This window comes from Rhizobium redzepovicii, assembly GCF_019793435.1.
In the GTDB taxonomy this organism is placed as follows: Bacteria; Pseudomonadota; Alphaproteobacteria; order Rhizobiales; family Rhizobiaceae; genus Rhizobium; species Rhizobium redzepovicii.
The window spans coordinates 17926-35136 of record NZ_JAILYH010000034.1; the positions used below are offsets into that span (position 1 = coordinate 17926).

At 62.3% G+C, this 17211-nt stretch carries 13 protein-coding genes and 2 pseudogenes; 13 read left to right on the plus strand and 2 right to left on the minus strand.

Annotated elements, in window-relative coordinates; genetic code table 11:
• Positions 1-37: 37 nt before the first annotated feature.
• On the minus strand, positions 38-793 hold the full coding sequence (locus tag K6N12_RS32415; protein ID WP_097629976.1) for a FadR/GntR family transcriptional regulator: 756 nt from the start codon (positions 791-793) through the stop codon (positions 38-40).
• A 212-nt stretch (positions 794-1005) separates the two neighbouring features.
• Here K6N12_RS32415 and K6N12_RS32420 point away from each other — a divergent pair, with 212 nt between their 5' ends.
• The 10 genes and pseudogenes from K6N12_RS32420 to K6N12_RS32465 all read left to right on the plus strand — a co-directional run bounded on the left by K6N12_RS32420 (position 1006) and on the right by K6N12_RS32465 (position 14032).
• Complete coding sequence (locus tag K6N12_RS32420; protein ID WP_097629977.1) at positions 1006-1989, plus strand: arabinose ABC transporter substrate-binding protein; 984 nt, start codon at positions 1006-1008, stop codon at positions 1987-1989.
• Between the two features lie 65 nt (positions 1990-2054).
• On the plus strand, positions 2055-3560 hold the full coding sequence (araG, locus tag K6N12_RS32425; protein WP_097629978.1) for an L-arabinose ABC transporter ATP-binding protein AraG: 1506 nt from the start codon (positions 2055-2057) through the stop codon (positions 3558-3560).
• A gap of 17 nt (positions 3561-3577) precedes the next feature.
• On the plus strand, positions 3578-4528 hold the full coding sequence (araH, locus tag K6N12_RS32430; protein ID WP_097629979.1) for an L-arabinose ABC transporter permease AraH: 951 nt from the start codon (positions 3578-3580) through the stop codon (positions 4526-4528).
• Positions 4525-5415 (plus strand): aldose 1-epimerase, encoded by an 891-nt coding sequence (locus K6N12_RS32435; RefSeq protein ID WP_097629980.1) that lies wholly within the window; start codon positions 4525-4527, stop codon positions 5413-5415. Before araH ends, K6N12_RS32435 begins: the two co-directional genes overlap by 4 nt.
• Positions 5416-6195 carry an SDR family oxidoreductase gene (locus K6N12_RS32440; RefSeq protein ID WP_131711856.1) on the plus strand — a complete coding sequence of 260 codons (780 nt, stop codon included), beginning with the start codon at positions 5416-5418 and terminating at the stop codon, positions 6193-6195.
• A gap of 150 nt (positions 6196-6345) precedes the next feature.
• Complete coding sequence (locus tag K6N12_RS32445) at positions 6346-6777, plus strand: OsmC family protein (protein WP_097629982.1); 432 nt, start codon at positions 6346-6348, stop codon at positions 6775-6777.
• 201 nt (positions 6778-6978) lie between these two features.
• Positions 6979-7587, plus strand: a complete 609-nt coding sequence (locus tag K6N12_RS32450; protein WP_097629983.1) for a TetR/AcrR family transcriptional regulator — start codon at positions 6979-6981, stop codon at positions 7585-7587.
• 50 nt (positions 7588-7637) lie between these two features.
• On the plus strand, positions 7638-8777 hold the full coding sequence (locus K6N12_RS32455) for an efflux RND transporter periplasmic adaptor subunit (RefSeq protein ID WP_131711857.1): 1140 nt from the start codon (positions 7638-7640) through the stop codon (positions 8775-8777).
• A 25-nt stretch (positions 8778-8802) separates the two neighbouring features.
• The gene (locus K6N12_RS32460; protein WP_097629985.1) at positions 8803-11949 is read left to right on the plus strand and encodes an efflux RND transporter permease subunit; all 3147 of its coding nucleotides are present in this window, start codon (positions 8803-8805) and stop codon (positions 11947-11949) included.
• A 173-nt stretch (positions 11950-12122) separates the two neighbouring features.
• Positions 12123-14032: pseudogene (locus tag K6N12_RS32465) on the plus strand (beta-N-acetylhexosaminidase).
• Here K6N12_RS32465 and K6N12_RS32470 read toward each other — a convergent pair.
• On the minus strand, positions 14022-14945 hold the full coding sequence (locus tag K6N12_RS32470; protein ID WP_097629986.1) for an ROK family protein: 924 nt from the start codon (positions 14943-14945) through the stop codon (positions 14022-14024). The pseudogene K6N12_RS32465 and the gene K6N12_RS32470 overlap by 11 nt on opposite strands.
• A gap of 264 nt (positions 14946-15209) precedes the next feature.
• On the opposite strand from K6N12_RS32470, the gene K6N12_RS32475 reads away from it, so the two are divergent.
• The 3 genes and pseudogenes from K6N12_RS32475 to K6N12_RS32485 form a co-directional block, all read left to right on the plus strand.
• Positions 15210-15788, plus strand: a complete 579-nt coding sequence (locus K6N12_RS32475) for an exopolysaccharide biosynthesis protein (RefSeq protein WP_179612313.1) — start codon at positions 15210-15212, stop codon at positions 15786-15788.
• 135 nt (positions 15789-15923) lie between these two features.
• Complete coding sequence (locus K6N12_RS32480) at positions 15924-16874, plus strand: sugar-binding transcriptional regulator (RefSeq protein WP_003582447.1); 951 nt, start codon at positions 15924-15926, stop codon at positions 16872-16874.
• Between the two features lie 144 nt (positions 16875-17018).
• A pseudogene (locus tag K6N12_RS32485) lies at positions 17019-17211 on the plus strand (sugar ABC transporter substrate-binding protein); the annotation flags it as partial.

The window sequence follows — 17211 nt, forward strand, 5'->3', positions numbered from 1 at the left end:
CTTCAGATTTTTTGACGGGCGGCCAGCCGCGGATTGCTTATTTCGTTCTGCCGATCGCTTTTTCGGCGGCGGCAAGATCGCGCACCGCTAGATCGAGCATGCGGTTGGCGCAGTCGCGGGCGCCGGCCTTGTCGCGCATGCGCAAGGCCTCGACCAACTGGCCGTGAACGAGCACCGCATCCTCGCGATTCTCGACGCCGATGTTGGAGGCATGCAGCGCATATTTCAGCGCCGCATGAATGGCGCTCGACAGACGGCGGAAGACCTGGTTGTGGCTAGCCGTCAGCAGCACCGTATGGAACATGACATCGGCATCGGTGAAGCTTTCCGGGTCGCCGGCACTGTCACGCATCTGCCGCCAGGCCTTGTCGAGATCGGCGATCTCCTGGGCGCTGGCGCGCTCGGCAGCATATTCGGCGGCTGCCGGTTCGATGGTGCGGCGGGCTTCGAGAATGCAGCCGAGCAGGTCGAAATCCTTGATATAGGGACCCATCCATTCAAGCACGTCAGCGTCCAAGATATTCCAATCGTCCTTGTCGCAGACGGTGGTTCCGATGCGCGGCTTGCCACGGACAAGGCCTTTGGATTCCAGCACTTTCAGCGATTCGCGAATGACGGTGCGGCTGACGCCGTAGAGCTCGCAGAGATCGTTCTCGCGGGGCAGCGGCGAGCCCGCGGGATAGCGGTCCGCACAAATATCCTGAGCGATCGCCGCCGTGACGTTGCGGCGTACGCGCGGGCGGCGCTCGATGCGGCGGCTTTCGGCCCCGCCCTGTCGCTCGATTGTTTCCAACTCACCTCTCCGCTCTGTCTCGCGTGCTAGGCAATCGAACCTGATTATCCGAATTCGATCCGCTTTGCGACGCTTCCTCCCCGGCATCTCGTCAATAATCCTATTATTCCAATCATCATACATTGGCAATTGACTGGTATGATGATTTATCATAATTCATTGGACGTTGCCTGGGAGGCAGCTGCTCGTTTTTGGAGTTTAGGGAGAGAGACATGCGCTTGTTCAAAGCAGCCATTCTGGCTGGCACTTTCGCCATTCTGGCAGCCGGCTCGGCATTTTCCGCAGACGTGAAGATCGGGTTTATTGTCAAGCAACCTGAGGAGCCGTGGTTCCAGGACGAATGGAAGTTCGCCGACCAGGCCGCCAAGGAAAAAGGCTTCACCGTCGTCAAGATCGGCGCCGAAGATGGCGAGAAGGTCCAGTCGGCGATCGACAATCTCGGCGCCCAAGGTGCGCAGGGCTTCATAATCTGCACGCCCGACGTCAAACTCGGCCCCGGCATCGTCGCCAAGGCCGAAGCCAACCAGCTGAAGCTGATGACGGTCGACGACCGCCTCGTCAGCGCCGACGGCAAGCCGCTGGAAGAGGTGCCGCATATGGGCATTTCGGCCACCAAGATCGGCGAGACCGTCGGCCAGGCGATCGTAGACGAAATCAAGAAGCGCGGTTGGGACATGAAGAATGTCGGCGCCGTGCGGGTCTCCTATGACCAGTTGCCGACGGCCGTCGACCGCGTCGAAGGCGCGATGTCGGTGCTGAAGTCCGCCGGCTTCCCGGCCGAAAACATCTATGATGCGCCTCAGGCGAAGACGGATACGGAAGCGGCGCTCAACGCGGCGACCACCGTTCTCAACAAGCATGCCGACGTGAAATACTGGGTCGCCTTCGGCCTCAACGATGAAGCCGTCCTCGGCGCCGTCCGTGCATCCGAATCGGTCGGCATTCCGGCGACGAACGTCATCGGTGTCGGCATCGGCGGCGCGGAATCGGCGATCAACGAGTTCAAGAAGCCGGCGGCGACTGGCTTCTTCGGCACCGTCATCATCTCGCCGAAGCGCCACGGCTACGAGACGGCGCTCAACATGTACGACTGGATCGCCAACGACAAGGCGCCGGAAAAGCTGACGCTGACCTCCGGTTCGCTGGCGCTGCGCGGCGATTACGACAAGGTCCGCAAGGATCTAGGCATCGAGTAATCCTTCCAGGATGATATAGACGGCGGCCGCTCAGCGTGCCGCCGGATCCTCTCGGTGGAGCGGTGATGGCTTTCCTCGAATTCAACCATATCTCCAAGGGCTATCCCGGCGTGCAGGCGCTGGCGGATGTTTCCTTCTCCGTCGAGAAGGGCGCGGTGCATGGCCTGATGGGCGAGAACGGCGCCGGCAAATCGACGCTGATCCGCGTTCTGTCCGGCGATCAGGCTGCCGATAACGGCCGCATCCTGATCGATGGCGAGGAGCAGAAATACGGATCCGTGCGTGACGCTTTTCATGCCGGCATCGTCGTCATCCATCAGGAACTGCAGCTTGTTCCGGAGCTGACGGTCGCCGAGAATCTCTGGCTTGGGCGCTTTCCCGCCAAGGGCGGCGTCATCCATTCGACACGGCTGATCGAGACGGTGCGGACGAAGCTCGAGGAAATCGGCATCGATGTCGATCCGTCGGCCAAGGTCGCCTCGCTTTCGATCGGCGCGCGGCAGATGGTCGAGATCGCCAAGGCGGTCATGCTAGACGCGCGGGTGATTGCGCTTGACGAGCCGACCTCCTCGCTCTCCTCGCGCGAGAGCGAAATCCTGTTTTCCCTCATCGACAGGCTGAAGGCGAAGGGAACGGTCATTCTCTACGTCTCGCATCGTCTCGACGAGATTTTTCGGCTTTGCGACAGCCTCACGGTGCTTCGCGACGGCAGGCTTGCCGCCCACCATTCCGATATCACCGAGACGACGCGGGAGCAGATCATCTCGGAAATGGTCGGGCGCGAGATCAGCAATGTCTGGGGATGGCGCGAACGTCCGCTCGGCGACATCAGGCTGGAGGTCAAGGGGCTGTCGGGACCGAAGCTGCGCAACCCGATCGGTTTTTCCGTCCGCCGGGGTGAGATTCTCGGCTTCTTCGGCCTGATCGGCGCCGGTCGCAGCGAGATGGCGCGGCTGCTCTACGGCGTGGATGCCAGGCATCAAGGCCAGGTCGCCATCGACGGCGTTGTCGTCTTGCCGAACAGTCCGAAGGCGGCGATCAAGGCCGGCATGGTGCTCTGCCCGGAGGACCGCAAATTCGACGGCATCGTCCAGGGCCGGTCGATCGAAGAGAATATCGCGATTTCGTCGCGCCGGCACTTCTCGCCCCTCGGCATTTTGAGTCCGAGAAAAGAGGCGGCGCTGGCCGATCGGTTTATCGCCCGGCTTCGGGTGCGAACCCCGTCGCGCAAGCAGGACATCATCAATCTCTCCGGCGGCAACCAGCAGAAGGTTATTCTCGGCCGCTGGCTTTCCGAGCAGGGGATCAAGGTCCTGGTCATAGACGAGCCGACGCGCGGAATCGACGTCGGGGCGAAATCGGAAATTTACGAGATCCTTTACGAACTTGCGGCCGGCGGCATGGCGATCGTGGTGATATCAAGCGAATTGCCCGAGGTCATGGGCATCTGCGATCGCATCATGGTGATGTGCCAGGGCAGGGTGGCGGCCAATGTCGCCCGGCAGGATTTCGACGAGCGCGCCATCCTGACGGCAGCACTGCCCGACAAGAATGCCGCCGGCACCATTTAAGATCAGGAATACGGACGATGAATGCGTTGAAAAAAATCCTTCTCGGCGAACAGGGCTTGGTGGTGATCTTCGCCGCCGCCTTCGTGATCGTCTCGCTCTTCGTGCCTAACTTCCTGACCGAGCGAAACATGCTGGGGCTGCTGCAGTCGGTGGTCACCATCGGTATCGTTGCTTGCACGATGATGTTCTGCCTCGCCTCGCGCGATTTCGATCTTTCGGTCGGGTCGATCGTCGCCTTCTCGGGCATGATCGCCGTGATGGTCTCGAACGCCACGGGCTCCATCCCTCTCGGGTTGCTCGCTGCTCTGCTGTGCGGCGCCGTCGTCGGCTTCGTCAACGGCATCGTCATCGCCCGGTTCCGCATCAACGCGCTGATCACCACGCTTGCGACGATGCAGATCGTGCGCGGGCTGGCGCTGATCGCCTCGGATGGCCGTGCCGTCGGCATCAATGATCCGGCCTTTTATCAGCTGGCCCTGTCGCGCTTTCTGACGGTGCCGACGCCGATCTGGATCATGCTGATGCTTTTCATCCTCTTCGGTTTCGTGCTCAACCGGACCGTCTTCGGCAAGAACACGCTGGCGATCGGCGGCAATCCCGAAGCCTCGCGGCTTGCCGGCGTCAATGTTGTCAACACGCGCATCTGGATCTTTGCGCTGCAGGGCCTCATCTGCGGCATTGCCGGCATCCTGCTTGCCTCGCGCATCACCTCCGGCCAGCCGAATGCGGCGACCGGACTTGAGCTGTCGGTGATTTCGGCCTGCGTTCTCGGCGGCGTTTCGCTGGCCGGCGGCCGGGCGGCGATGAGCGGCGTCATCGTCGGCGTACTGATCATGGGCATTGCCGAAAACGTTATGAATCTGCTGAATATCCAGGCATTCTATCAGTATGTCGTGCGCGGGTTGATCCTGCTGATCGCCGTGCTGCTCGACAATTTGCGATCTTCGGCTGCAGGACGACGCGGATGAGTGAAGGGCAGACCGTAAGCGACATCGAACTGAGGCACGGCGATCTCACCGTCCGGGTCAGCCCCCGAGGTGCCGCGGTTACCGCCGCGACGTTTCGAGGCATCCCCTTTCTCGTTGCGGCCGGCGGGCCCGACGGAGCGATGGCGAATTTTGCGATGGTGCCATTCGGCAATCGCGTCGAAGGCAACAGCATGTCTTTTGCCGGACGCGACTACGCCTTCCAGCCGAATACCTCAGACCCGCTCTATCGGCACGGTGACGGCTGGCTCGGCCTTTGGCAGGTTGAAGACTGCAGTTCAGAATATGCGCAATTCGTCTTTTCCCGGGCCGCCGACAGGGTTTCACCCTACGCCTATCTCACCCGGCAGGAGGTTCGGGTCGCTGGCGATGCGCTGATACTGGCGCTCTCCGTCGAAAACCGCGGCGAGGCGGCGCTTCCCTTCGGGCTCGGTCAACACCCTTTCTTCGTACGGACGCCGAAGACGCGGCTCACGATTGCGGCCGATCGCTACTGGAGCGAGCGGCCGGACCACCTGCCTGATGTGCCCGCTCCTGTGCCCGACTATTTCGATTTCAGATCGGAAAAGCTCTTGCCGCAGAGATGGATGAACAATGCCTTCGAGGGCTGGAACGGGCGGGCCGCCATCGCCTGGCCGGACCTTGGATTTCAGGCGGCGCTGGAAGCCGACGGCGCGCTCGATCGCTTCATGCTCTATATGCCGGTCGACCGGAACGACTTCTTCTGCCTCGAGCCGATGAGCCACCTGCCGAATGGCCACCATCTGCCTGATTTCGGCGGGCTCATGCCGCTTGCGCCCGGCGAAATCCTTGCCGGCTCGGTGACGATCCTGATGGCGGCGCTGCCGGCACAATCGGAGGGGAGATAGATGGGCGGCCGGCTGCAGGGCAAGCACATTCTGATAACTGGCGCCGCGCAGGGCATCGGTCTTGCGATGGCGAAGGCCTTCTTGAGGGAGGATGCGGCCGTCTTTCTCGTCGATCGCGACGCCGCACTGCTGGCGAAGTCAGCGAAAGAGCTCCAAAGCATTGGTGGCCGGCTCGGCTATCTGCCGGCCGACATTACCGATGCGGGAACGATCACGACGTTGGTCGCTCAGGCGAATGAAGAGATCGGGCAGTTGAACGCGCTGGTCAACAATGCCGGCGTCAATGTCTTCGCCGAACCACTCGAGACGACCGACGAGCTGTGGAACCGCTGCTTCGACATCAACCTCAAGGGTGCGTGGAACTGCTGCAAGGCGGTGCTGCCTGGCCTCATCGAACAGGGCGGCGGCGTCATCCTCAATATCGCTTCGACGCATGCTTTCACCATCATCCCGCACACATTTCCCTATCCGCTGGCAAAACACGCGCTGCTGGGAATGACGAAATCCCTGGGTCTCGAATATGCGGCCCACAACATCCGGGTGAATGCGCTGGCGCCGGGCTATGTCTCGACGCAGAAAGTGATCGACTACTGGAACGGCTTTGCCGATCCGGAGGCGGCCAAAGCCGAGACGATGAAGCTACATCCCGGCGGGCGCATCGCCACGCCTGAGGAGATCGCCATGGCTGCCGTTTTCATGATCTCCGACGAGTGCCCGTTCATGAACGCCACCTGCCTGACGATCGACGGCGGTCTCGGCGTGCTGCAGCATCCGGCCTGAAAACGCTTCGGCCGCTGCTGATTTTTACAGGCCTGTCGTCTTCTCAAGATAGAGCATTATATTGTCCATCGGGGAGGCTCTCAGAACTCCCGAAGGCATGGAGCGGCGCCCTGCCGCTTGCTCGAAGCACAATCGAAACAGGAGGACGGCATGCAGATCAATCGTACGGCTTCGGCCCATTGGACCGGTGGCCTCAAAGACGGCAAAGGCCTGATCTCGACGCAGAGCGGCGCCCTGAAGGACTATCCCTACGGCTTTGCCAGCCGCTTCGAAGGCATTGCCGGCACCAACCCGGAAGAGCTGATCGGTGCTGCCCATGCCGGCTGCTTCACCATGGCGCTGTCGTTGATCCTCGGGGAAGCCGGCTTTACGGCCGAGCATATGGAAACATCCGCCAAGGTAACGCTCGAAAGCGTCGAGGGCGGCTTTGCCATCACCGCCATCCATCTTTCGCTCACCGGCCGTATTCCCGGCGCCGATGAGGCGACCTTCACCGAACTTGCCAACAAGGCAAAGGCCGGCTGCCCGATCTCCAAGGCGCTCGCCGCCGTTCCGATCACGCTCGACGTCAAGCTGAGCTGATATCCTGCCGCCGACGATGTGCCGCGTGCTTCCGAGCCGCGGCACTTTCCATTTTACCGGGTGTTCATCATCTCTCTCTAAACCCTGACCGTCCATCGATTGACGACGCCCGCTCCTCGGCGGAGTATTGACAAATGATGCCTGATATTTTACGACTGACGAAATTCAAAAATCGTCAGTCGTAATTCGGGCATCAAAACCATGGACGACATCACGGAAAATACGCTCGACGTCATCCGGCAGGAGAATGTCACCCGCATTCTTGATGCGGCCGAGCGGCTGTTTCGTCACTATGGCTACAGCAAGACGACGGTGGCCGACATTGCCCGCGATCTCGGCATGTCGCCGGCCAATATCTATCGTTTCTTTGCCTCCAAGGTGGAAATCCACCAGGCGCTCTGCGGCCGCATGCTCGCCACCGCCTATCAAATCGCCTACGACATCCGCCATCAGCCGATCAGCGCCAGCGAGCGGCTGCGCCGCTATGTCGAGACCCAGCATCAGTTGACGCTCGATCTGATGCTCGACGAAATGAAGGTCCACGAGATGATCATCGTCGCGATCGAGCGCGACTGGCATGTCATCGAGAAACATATCGACCGCGTCCATGATCTGATTGCCGAAATAATTGCCGAGGGGATTGCTGCGGGCGAGTTCGCCGAGCAGGACCCGGTCGTCGCGTCACGTTGCTTCGGCGCGGCGACGATCAATCTCTGCCATCCGCAGATGGTGGCGCAATGTCTTGCCAAAACCAACCGCGCGAGTGTCGACGAACTGATCGACTACGTGATCAGGGCGCTGAAGAAATAACGGGCGGCAGCCGCCGCCAAGACCCCCGAAACGATCCAGGAGTGCGGAAGATGTTTTCGCTCAAGACCCTCAGCCATCGCATGCCGTCCGTCGCCCGCCTCGTGTTTGTCGGCGCCATCGGCATCGGCGTTTCCGCCTGCTCGGAAGAGAAGGCTGAGGTCAAGCAAGTCATCCGGCCGGTAAAGGTCGTCGAGATCGCCAAGGCCGGCGATACCCGCAAGCTCGACTATTCCGGCTCGGTCAAGGCGCGCACGGAGATGAACCTCGGGTTTCGCGTCGCCGGCAAGATCACAGAGCGCCTCGTCGATATCGGCGACCGGGTGATGCCGGGTGACGTTCTCGCCCGTGTCGACGCCACTGATTACCAGCTGGCGGTCAAGACGGCGGAAGCCAATCTCGCCGCGGCCGAAAGAAGCGTCGAAACCGCCGATCTTGCCAATAAACGCGCCGAGCAGCTTTTCGACAAGAGCGTCGCTCCGAAATCGCAGCTCGAGCAGGCCGCCCTCAGCCACGACCAGGCGATTTCGCAGCGCGATGCCGCGCTCTCCGCACTTGACCAGGCGAAGAACCAGGTGAGCTACACCGAGCTCAAGGCCGGCCAGAACGGCATCGTCACATCAATCAATGCCGATACCGGTCAGGTCGTCGGCTCCGGCACGGCCGTCGTCACCGTTGCCGTCGACGGCGAGAAGGAAGTGCAGATCGCGATTCCGGAAAACGACATTGCCGAATTCAAGCCGGGCAAGACCGTCAAGACAAGCTTCTGGGCCGATAAAAAGCTGCTGCTCGACGGCAAGGTGCGCGAGGTTTCCGGGAGCGCCGACCAGCAGTCGCGCACTTTCGCGGTGCGGGTCAGCCTGCCGAACGATCCGCGCGTGCTGCTCGGCATGACGGCGACGATCGAGGCCGATGTCGATAACGGCAACAGCTATGTCTCCATCCCACTCAGCGCACTGGCTGAGAAAGACGGCAAGCAGATGGTCTGGACCGTCGACCGCGATACGGCGACCGTGCATGGCCGCGACATCCAGGTCGCCGATTTCACCGGCGACGGCGTGCATGTAACCGAAGGCCTCGATACCGGCGATCTCGTCGTCGCGGCCGGCACGCAGTTCATGACCGAAAATCTGAAGGTGAAGGTGCCGGACCAGCAGTCGGCGCTCGCCGATACGGAACAGACCGTCCGCTGATCGCGTCGCAAAAGGGAATAAAACCATGGACGCCAACACCACCGAAAAGCGGCCCTTCAATCTGTCTCGCTGGGCGATCGGCCATCCGAGCATAGCCCGCTTCCTCTTCGGGCTGATCATCATCACCGGAGTGCTCGGTCTGATGCGCATGGGCCAGCGCGAGGATCCCGAATTCACCTTCCGCGTCATGGTTGTTCAGGCGATCTGGCCGGGCGCTTCCATCCAGGAGATGGAAGACCAGGTCGTCAACAAGATCGAGCGCAAGCTGCAGGAAACGCCGCATATCGACTGGGTGAAGTCCTATACGCGGGCCGGCAGTGCGATCATCACCCTGCAGGTCAAGGGCGACACGAATTCGAAGGACGTGGCAGATGCCTTCTACCAGGCGCGCAAGAAGGTCGGCGACATCTCCAGCGAGCTGCCGCAGGGCCTGCTCGGCCCCTATTTCAACGACGAGTTCGGCGATACTTTCATCACGCTGCATTCGATCAGCGGCGAGGGCTATTCCTATCCGGAACTGAAGAAATTCGCGATCCAGGCGCGCGACATGCTGCTGACGACACCTGGTGTCGAGAAGGCGGTGATCATCGGCGACCAGCCTGAGAAGATCTATATCGACGTCTCGTCCAAAGCGCTTGCCGAGCGAGGCCTGACGATCCTCGATCTGCAGAACGCCATCAAGGGCCAGAACAATGTCGATCCGGCAGGTTCCGTCGATACCGGCCTGCGCTCAGTGCGCATTTCCGTCGAAGGCGACGTGAAGAAGGCGGAGGATATCCGCGAGTTGCGCCTTCGCGCCGGCGGCCAGGTGACGCGGCTCGGCGATATCGCCACCGTCAGTTCCGGGCTCGAAGATCCCTATCAGCGCAAGTATCGTTTCAACGGCCATGACAGCGTTCAGGTCGGCGTCGTGATGGCCAAGGGCTTCAACGTCACCGACGTCGGCAAGGGCGTCGAGGCGACCTATCAGCGCTTCGAGGAGGCGCTGCCTTATGGCGTTGCCGTCGATCAGATTGCCAATCAGCCCGACGTGGTGACGGATGCGGTCAGCGAATTCATGCATGCGCTCGGCGAAGCCCTGGTCATTGTGCTGGTGGTCTCGTTCCTGTCGATCGGCTGGCGCTCGGGCCTGGTCATCGCCATCGCCATTCCACTGGTGCTCGCCGCCACATTCGCGCTGATGTACGAACTCGGCATCGACCTGCAGCGCATTTCGCTCGGAGCGCTGATCATCGCGCTCGGCCTGCTCGTCGACGATGCGATGATCGTCGTCGAGATGATGGAGCGAAAGCTGGAGGAGGGGCTGGTCAAGATCGAAGCTGCAAGCTTCGCCTATTCCTCGACCGCCTTCCCGATGCTGACGGGCACGCTGATCACCACGGCCGGCTTCATACCCGTCGGCTTCGCGGCATCGACGGCCGGTGAATATGTGCGTTCGCTGTTTTATGTCGTCGGCATCGCGCTCGTCACCTCCTGGTTCGTCGCGGTCTATTTCACGCCGTGGCTCGGCTATATGATCCTCAAGCAGCGCCATCACGCCGGCGAGCATCACGACGCCTTCGACACGCGCTTCTATCGGCGTCTGCGCGGCACGGTCGGCTGGGCGGTACGCCATCGGGTTATCGTGCTGCTCTTGACGCTCGGCACCTTTGCCACCAGCCTCTGGGCCTTCCAGTTCATTCCACAGAATTTCTTCCCGCAATCGTCGCGGCCGGAAATCCTCGTCGATCTCTGGCTACCCGAGGGCACCAGCATCAAGGAGGTCGAGGTCCAGGCCAAGGCGCTGGAAGCGAAGATGATGGATGATCCTGACAAGCGGTTCATCGCCACCTATATCGGCGAAGGTGCGCCGCGCTTCTTCCTGCCGCTCGACCAGCAGTTGCGCAATCCGAACTTCGCCCAGCTCCTCGTCATGGCCAATGACGAACCGGCGCGCGAGCGGCTGATCGTCAAGCTGCGGACGATCCTTGCGGAAGATTTCCCGGAGATTCGCGGCAAGGTCGATCGGCTCTTCCTTGGCCCGCCCACAGGCTGGCCGGTGCAGATGCGGGTCATGGGGCCCGACCGCCAAGAAGTGCGGGCAATCGCCGATCAGGTGAAGGCGCGCTTTCAGGCCAACCCCATGCTCGGCGCCATCCACGACGACTGGCTGGAACAGGTGCCGGCAATGAAGCTGGTGATCGACCAGGACCGGGCCCGGGCGCTCGGCGTCACCTCGCAGCGCGTGCGCCAGATGCTGCAGACCGCCATGTCGGGTGCCGCCCTCGACGATTTCCGTGACGGCGAGGAGACGGTCTCGATCGTTGCCCGCGAGCCGGACGCCAGCCGTTCTCTGCTGTCGGCGGTCAACTCGGTCTATGTGCCGACGGATTTCGGCGGTTTCGTGCCGGTCTCGCAGCTTGCCAAGGTCGTGCCGGTTATGGAGCAGGGCATCGAATGGCGGCGCGACAGGCTGCCGACCATCACCGTGCGGGCGACGCTGCCGGATGGGGTGCAGCCGAACGACGTGGTGATGAAAATGTATGCCGACATGAAGGACATGCGCGACAGCCTGCCTGCCGGCTACAAGGTCGAAATCCAGGGCGGCGCCGAGGACGCGGCGGAAAGCCAGATGTCGATCGCCGCCAAGGCGCCGATCATGCTTGCGGTGATCATCGTACTGCTGATGGTGCAGCTGCAGCATTTCGGCAAGGCGATGCTGGTGCTCGCCACCGGGCCGCTCGGCATCATCGGTGCGGCCGCCGCCCTGCTGATCAGCGGCGCTCCTTTCGGCTTCGTGGCGATCCTCGGCGTCATCGCCCTGCTCGGCATCATCATGCGCAATTCGATCATCCTGGTCGATCAGATCGACCAGGACATCAAGGCCGGCATGCACCGGCAGGAGGCGATCGTCGGGGCTGCCGTGCGGCGTTTCCGGCCGATCATGCTGACGGCGCTGACCGCCGTCCTGGCGCTGATCCCAATCTCGCGCGGCGTCTTCTGGGGTCCGCTCGCCTACGCAATGATGGGCGGCATCCTGGTTGCGACAGTGCTGACAATTCTGGTTCTGCCCGCCGGCTACGCTCTCTTCTTCGGCCGGGAGCCGAAGGCAAGGGACGAACCAGGTCGGGATGCCGACGCCATCCAGGAAGAGGCGGATGACAGACATCCGCCGGCGTTGGCAGCAGAGTGAGGACGGCGCGGCGAAAGCCGCGCCGCTTTCCTTTGCCGACGACAGGTCTTCGTCAAAGTCCGCCCCGTCTGAGTTCGCGCCGATTCCATTGAAGTCCCGAACAGGCTAAGCTGCGAAGGACTGCCGGAAGACCAGCCGTGATCCCGGCCGTTCGTTGACGGGGAGGGCGCGACATGGCCGATTATAGTCTGGAGACAAGCTGGCGCCCGGTCGAAGGCAGTTTCGGGCGCTTGACCTTCACGCTCCACAATCTTTCTGCCGAGCCGTTGTCCGGCTTCTTGCTCTGCTATACGTCCGAGACGCGGGTTGCCGGCAAACATGTCTGCGCTGGCGCCAGCCTCAAGCGGCAGGTTGCGCATTTTCATGAGTTCCTGCCGCCTGAGGGGCTGAGTGTACCGCCGGGCGGGCGCTGGCGGTTCACTGTCGAGGGGCTGAGCCGAGAGCCGAAACATGTCACGGCTGGCGTCAAATCTGCTTATCTGACGCTTGCCGACGGCCGTCACCTTCCGGTCGATTTCGGCGATCTGATGCTTGAAGGCCGGGATGGCGGTGTGTCGCCGCCGCTCTTGCCGCCGGGCAAAGCCGACGAACCCTACGCGCTGCTCCCCTGGCCGCTGTCGCTCGGGCTGAAGGCGGGTGACTTGCCCGCCACCCTCTATCCGGCCGAGAGGACGCCGCCTGATGCGATCGAGGCCCTCTCCCAGGTTCTTTCTCTCTACCAGCGCCTCTACTCAGCCGAAGACGCGCCGTTTTCGCTGAGTGCCGTCGAAGGCGGGCGGCGCATTCGTTTCGTCGCCGAATCGTCGATCGCTGCCTTCGCCTACGAGCTGCGTTTCACCGCGCATGAGATCGTGCTTTCGAGCGCGGATGACGCGGGGCGGCGCTACGGCCTCATCAGCCTGGCGCAGCTGCTGCATGGCGCCTGCGCCGATGGCGAACGATTTAAATTCCCCAACTTCGGCACGATCGCCGACCAGCCGCGTTATGACTGGCGCGGCTGCCATCTCGATGTGTCCCGGCAGTTCTATCCGGTCGCCGACATCCTGCGGCTGATCGATATCCTCGCCTGGAACAAGCTCAATATCTTTCATTGGCACCTGACCGACGACGAAGCCTGGCGGCTGGAGATCAAGGCCTATCCAGCGCTGACGGAGATCGGCGCGCGGCGCGGGCCGGACGAGGTCCTCGTGCCACAGCTCGGCGACGGGGCGGAAACACGCGCCGGCCATTACACGCAGGATGATATAAGGCGGATCGTTGCGCATGCCGCCTCGCTCGGTGTCGCGGTCGTGCCGGAAATCGACATTCCAGGCCACAACACCGCAGCCTTGTTCTCGCTGCCCAGCTCGTCGACGGGCAGGAAGCGCCGGACAGCTATCACGCAGTGCAGGGTTACGCCAACAATGCGCTCAATCCGGCGGTCGAATTCACCTATGAATTTCTCGGCAAGGTATTCGACGAAGTCGTGACGCTGTTTCCGAGCGAATATATCCACATCGGCGGCGACGAGGTAGCGCAGGGCGCCTGGCTTTGCTCGCCACTCTGTCAGGCACTGATGAAGCGGGAGAAGCTTGCCGGCACCGCCGAGCTGCAGTCTTATTTCCTGAAACGCATCAAGATGATGCTGTCGGAGCGCGGCAGGAAGCTCGCCGGCTGGAACGAGGTCTCGCATGGCGGCGGTGTCGATCGCGACGGCACGCTGCTGATGGCGTGGGAAAAGCCTGCCGTCGGCGTCGAGCTGGCGCAGCAAGGCTACGACGTGGTGATGACGCCGGGACAGGCCTATTATCTCGACATGGCGCAGGCCGAAGCCTGGGCGGAGCCCGGCGCGGCATGGGCAGGCTATTCGGCCCCGGAACATACCTATGCTTACGAAGCCGAGGGCGAACTGCCGCAGGCGCTGCAGGAGAAGATGCGCGGCATCCACGCTTGCATCTGGACTGAAAACTTTCTCTCTCGCGCCTATTTCAACCGGCTGGTCTTTCCGCGCCTTCCAGCCGTCGCCGAGGCCGCATGGACACCCTCGGACCGGAAGGATTGGGACAGGTTCGCAGCGATCGTGCGGATGTGGCCTATGCTTTAGGAAGCAATGCTTCGGCTTTCAGCCCGAGCAGCGCTGCGCCGATCAGGCCGGGTTCGATGCGGCATTGGCTGCGCACCACCAGCGGCCGGTCGAACTTGCGCAGGATGCGGGCGCGCACGGCGTGGTCGAGTTCAGCAAGCAGCGGCTCGACATTGGACAGGCCGCCGCCGACGGGCACGATGGTCGCGCCGGTGATGTTGATCGTCAGCGCCAGGGGCGAGGCGACGAGATCGACATAGACGTCGATCGTCCGTGTCGCCTTCTCCTCGCCACGCTGCCATTGAGCGATGATCTCTTCGCTCGAAAGGTCGAGATCATGCAGCGTCTTGTGCAGGCGCTCCAGGCCACGGGCGCCGCCGACGGTGTCGACGCAGCCTTTCTGGCCGCAGCCGCAGGCATAGGCGGGAATGGCGGCAGGCGGATTGCCGGCTGCCGAGGCGATGATCGGCCCGTGACCCCATTCGCCGGCAAAACCGCCGGCCTCATTGACGAGGCGGCCATCGGCAATCAGGCCGCCGCCGACGCCGGTGCCGAGTATGGCGCCGAAGACGATGCGATGGCCGCGACCGGCGCCGAGGCCGGCCTCGGCCATGGCGAAGCAATCGGCGTCATTGGCGATCAGTGCCGGCAGACGGAGTTCGGCTTCGAGATCGGCGGCCAGCGTGCGGCCATGGATGCAGGGAATGTTGGCGCAGATCAGCCGCTGCGTGTCGGGATCGACCACGCCGGCGATGGAAAGCGCAATACGGCTCGGCTCTTCGCCGGTTTCGGCGATGATGGCACGCAGGGTGTCGACGAAAGCGGCGAAATCATCCTTCGGCGTCGGGCGCCGGCCGAGGGGGACGATGTCCGTCTCGGAACGGGCAACGCCACCCTTTATGGCGGAGCCGCCGATGTCGAATGAGATGATCATTGCCACCCTGCCGTTTCTCTGGTCTGTGCTGTCTGCTCGCACTGTTGGCGGGGAATTACAAGCCTTCATTCGCCGGTCTGCCATGCGCTCGCGGCCTCAATCGCTATTCGGTTCCGCAAGTCATTCAATTGGCATATTGCGTGGCCACAATCCGAGCCCGCACGTCCATCACTCACTGGTATCATGACCATCGAAAACGCCGATTCCCACAGACGCAGAAGACCCCGTCCACCCCGTCCCAAAGGCCGTCGCCTTTCATCCATCCTGCGGCAGCTGGCCGCCGACCGGAGTCGGGAGCGGATTTCGATCGGCGATCTGTTCCAGACGATGGGCGACCGGGCGATCAGCGCGTTGATGCTGATCTTCGCGCTGCCGAACGCTTTTCCGACGCCGCCCGGAACGTCGGCCGTGCTCGGCGCGCCGTTGGTCTTCCTGGCGGTACAGTTGACCTTCGGGCTGAAGCCCTGGCTGCCGAGGGTGATTGCCGACCGTTCGATGCGGCGGGAGGATTTCGAAACCATTGTCGGCCGCATCCATCGCTGGCTCGCCTGGGCGGAGCGGATGCTGAAGCCGAGGTTGGCGATCTTCGCCGAGCCGCCGGCGGAATATCTCGCCGGGGCCGCATGCCTACTGCTGTCGATCGTGCTGTTGCTGCCGGTGCCGCTCGGCAACATGCTGCCGGCAATCACGATCTCGGTCTTCGCTTTCGGCATACTGGGCCGCGACGGGCTCTTTGCGCTGATCGGCTTCATCATGACGGCCGTGTCGCTGGTCGTTGCCGGCGGCGTGATTTACGGCCTGGTGAAGGCGGCGATCTATCTCGTCATGCAATGGTTTGCCTAAGCAGCGTCGGTTATTTGGCGGAGCTCTTTGCAACAGGCTCGACATTTGCCTGATTTTTGTTTTGATCTGGCGCGATACAATTTCAAATCATGTTCGGCGGCGGCACGCCGGCTCACTTTGCGTGGTAGGCATTCAATGGCAAAAAGATCCGAGACCGCGGCACGCCTCGACGATGCGGCACGTGCCGGCTGGCTCTATTACGTCGCCGGGCGCACGCAGGATGAAATCGCCGCCGCGATGGGCATCTCGCGGCAATCGGCGCAGCGGTTGGTGTCGCTGGCGGTCGCCGAGCGTCTGATCAAGGTGCGGCTCGATCATCCGATCGCCGCCTGCCTGGAGCTCGCCAGCCAGCTGCGGCGGAAATTCGGGCTGAAACATGTGGAGGTGGTGCCGAGCGATTCCGGGTCGTCGGCGACCGTCGGTATTGCCGAGGCGGCGGCGGCCGAGATCGAACGATGGCTGAAACGGGCCGAGCCGATCGTGCTTGCCGTCGGTACCGGCCGTACGCTGAAGGCGGCTGTCGACCAGCTGCCGGCGATCGAATGTCCCAATCACCGCATCGTCTCACTGACCGGCAATATCGCCCCCGACGGATCGGCCGCCTATTACAACGTCATCTTCAGCATGGCCGATGCGGTGAAGGCGCGGCACTATCCGATGCCGCTGCCGGTGCTCGTCACCTCGGCGGAAGAGCGGGAGCTGCTGCACGGCCAGCAACTGGTGCGCTCGACGCTCGATATGAGCGCGCAGGCCGACGTCACCTTCGTCGGCATCGGCGAACTCGGTATCGACGGGCCGCTCTGCGTCGACGGTTTCCTCGAGAAGGACGAGATGATGGAGCTGATGCGCGGCGGCGCCGTCGGCGAGATCTGCGGCTGGATCTTTGACGTCGATGGCAGGTTGCTCGACAACCCGATCAACGAACGCGTCGCGTCGGCGCCGATCCCGTCCCGCGACGCGTCGATGGTCATCGGTCTGGCCAAGGGCAAGCGCAAGTTTAAGGCGATCCGGGCCGCGGTTGTCGGCCAGCAAATCAACGCGCTGATTACCGACGAAGAGACGGCTGAGTTTTTGCTCAGGAATTGAGCAAAAAACACTTGTTTTAAATCAATGGGATAGCTTCCTCCTTCGGCACCGCAGCAACGATTGCCGATTGACATTCTGTATCATTTGTTGAGTAATTGCCCATGAGCGAAGCGAATGCTCACACCCATCTTCTGGGAGGAAGATATGACATTGAGAACTTTTCTGCTGGGCGCCTGCTCAGCACTGGCGTTTGCCGGCATGGCTTCGGCCGAAACGCTGACAATCGCGACCGTGAACAACGGCGACATGATCCGGATGCAGAAGCTGACGGATGACTTCAAGGCGAAGAATCCGGGCATCGACCTTGAATGGGTAACCCTCGAAGAGAATGTGCTGC

Excerpts from the sequence above, each read along its gene's own strand:
- K6N12_RS32455 (WP_131711857.1), top strand. The coding sequence starts at position 7,638 with ATGTTTTCGCTCAAGACCCTCAGCCATCGCATGCCGTCCGTCGCCCGC.
- K6N12_RS32420 (WP_097629977.1), top strand. The coding sequence starts at position 1,006 with ATGCGCTTGTTCAAAGCAGCCATTCTGGCTGGCACTTTCGCCATTCTG.
- K6N12_RS32445 (WP_097629982.1), top strand. The coding sequence starts at position 6,346 with ATGCAGATCAATCGTACGGCTTCGGCCCATTGGACCGGTGGCCTCAAA.
- araH (WP_097629979.1), top strand. The coding sequence starts at position 3,578 with ATGAATGCGTTGAAAAAAATCCTTCTCGGCGAACAGGGCTTGGTGGTG.
- K6N12_RS32480 (WP_003582447.1), top strand. The coding sequence starts at position 15,924 with ATGGCAAAAAGATCCGAGACCGCGGCACGCCTCGACGATGCGGCACGT.
- araG (WP_097629978.1), top strand. The coding sequence starts at position 2,055 with ATGGCTTTCCTCGAATTCAACCATATCTCCAAGGGCTATCCCGGCGTG.
- K6N12_RS32460 (WP_097629985.1), top strand. The coding sequence starts at position 8,803 with ATGGACGCCAACACCACCGAAAAGCGGCCCTTCAATCTGTCTCGCTGG.
- K6N12_RS32440 (WP_131711856.1), top strand. The coding sequence starts at position 5,416 with ATGGGCGGCCGGCTGCAGGGCAAGCACATTCTGATAACTGGCGCCGCG.
- K6N12_RS32435 (WP_097629980.1), top strand. The coding sequence starts at position 4,525 with ATGAGTGAAGGGCAGACCGTAAGCGACATCGAACTGAGGCACGGCGAT.
- K6N12_RS32450 (WP_097629983.1), top strand. The coding sequence starts at position 6,979 with ATGGACGACATCACGGAAAATACGCTCGACGTCATCCGGCAGGAGAAT.
- K6N12_RS32470 (WP_097629986.1), bottom strand. The coding sequence starts at position 14,945 with ATGATCATCTCATTCGACATCGGCGGCTCCGCCATAAAGGGTGGCGTT.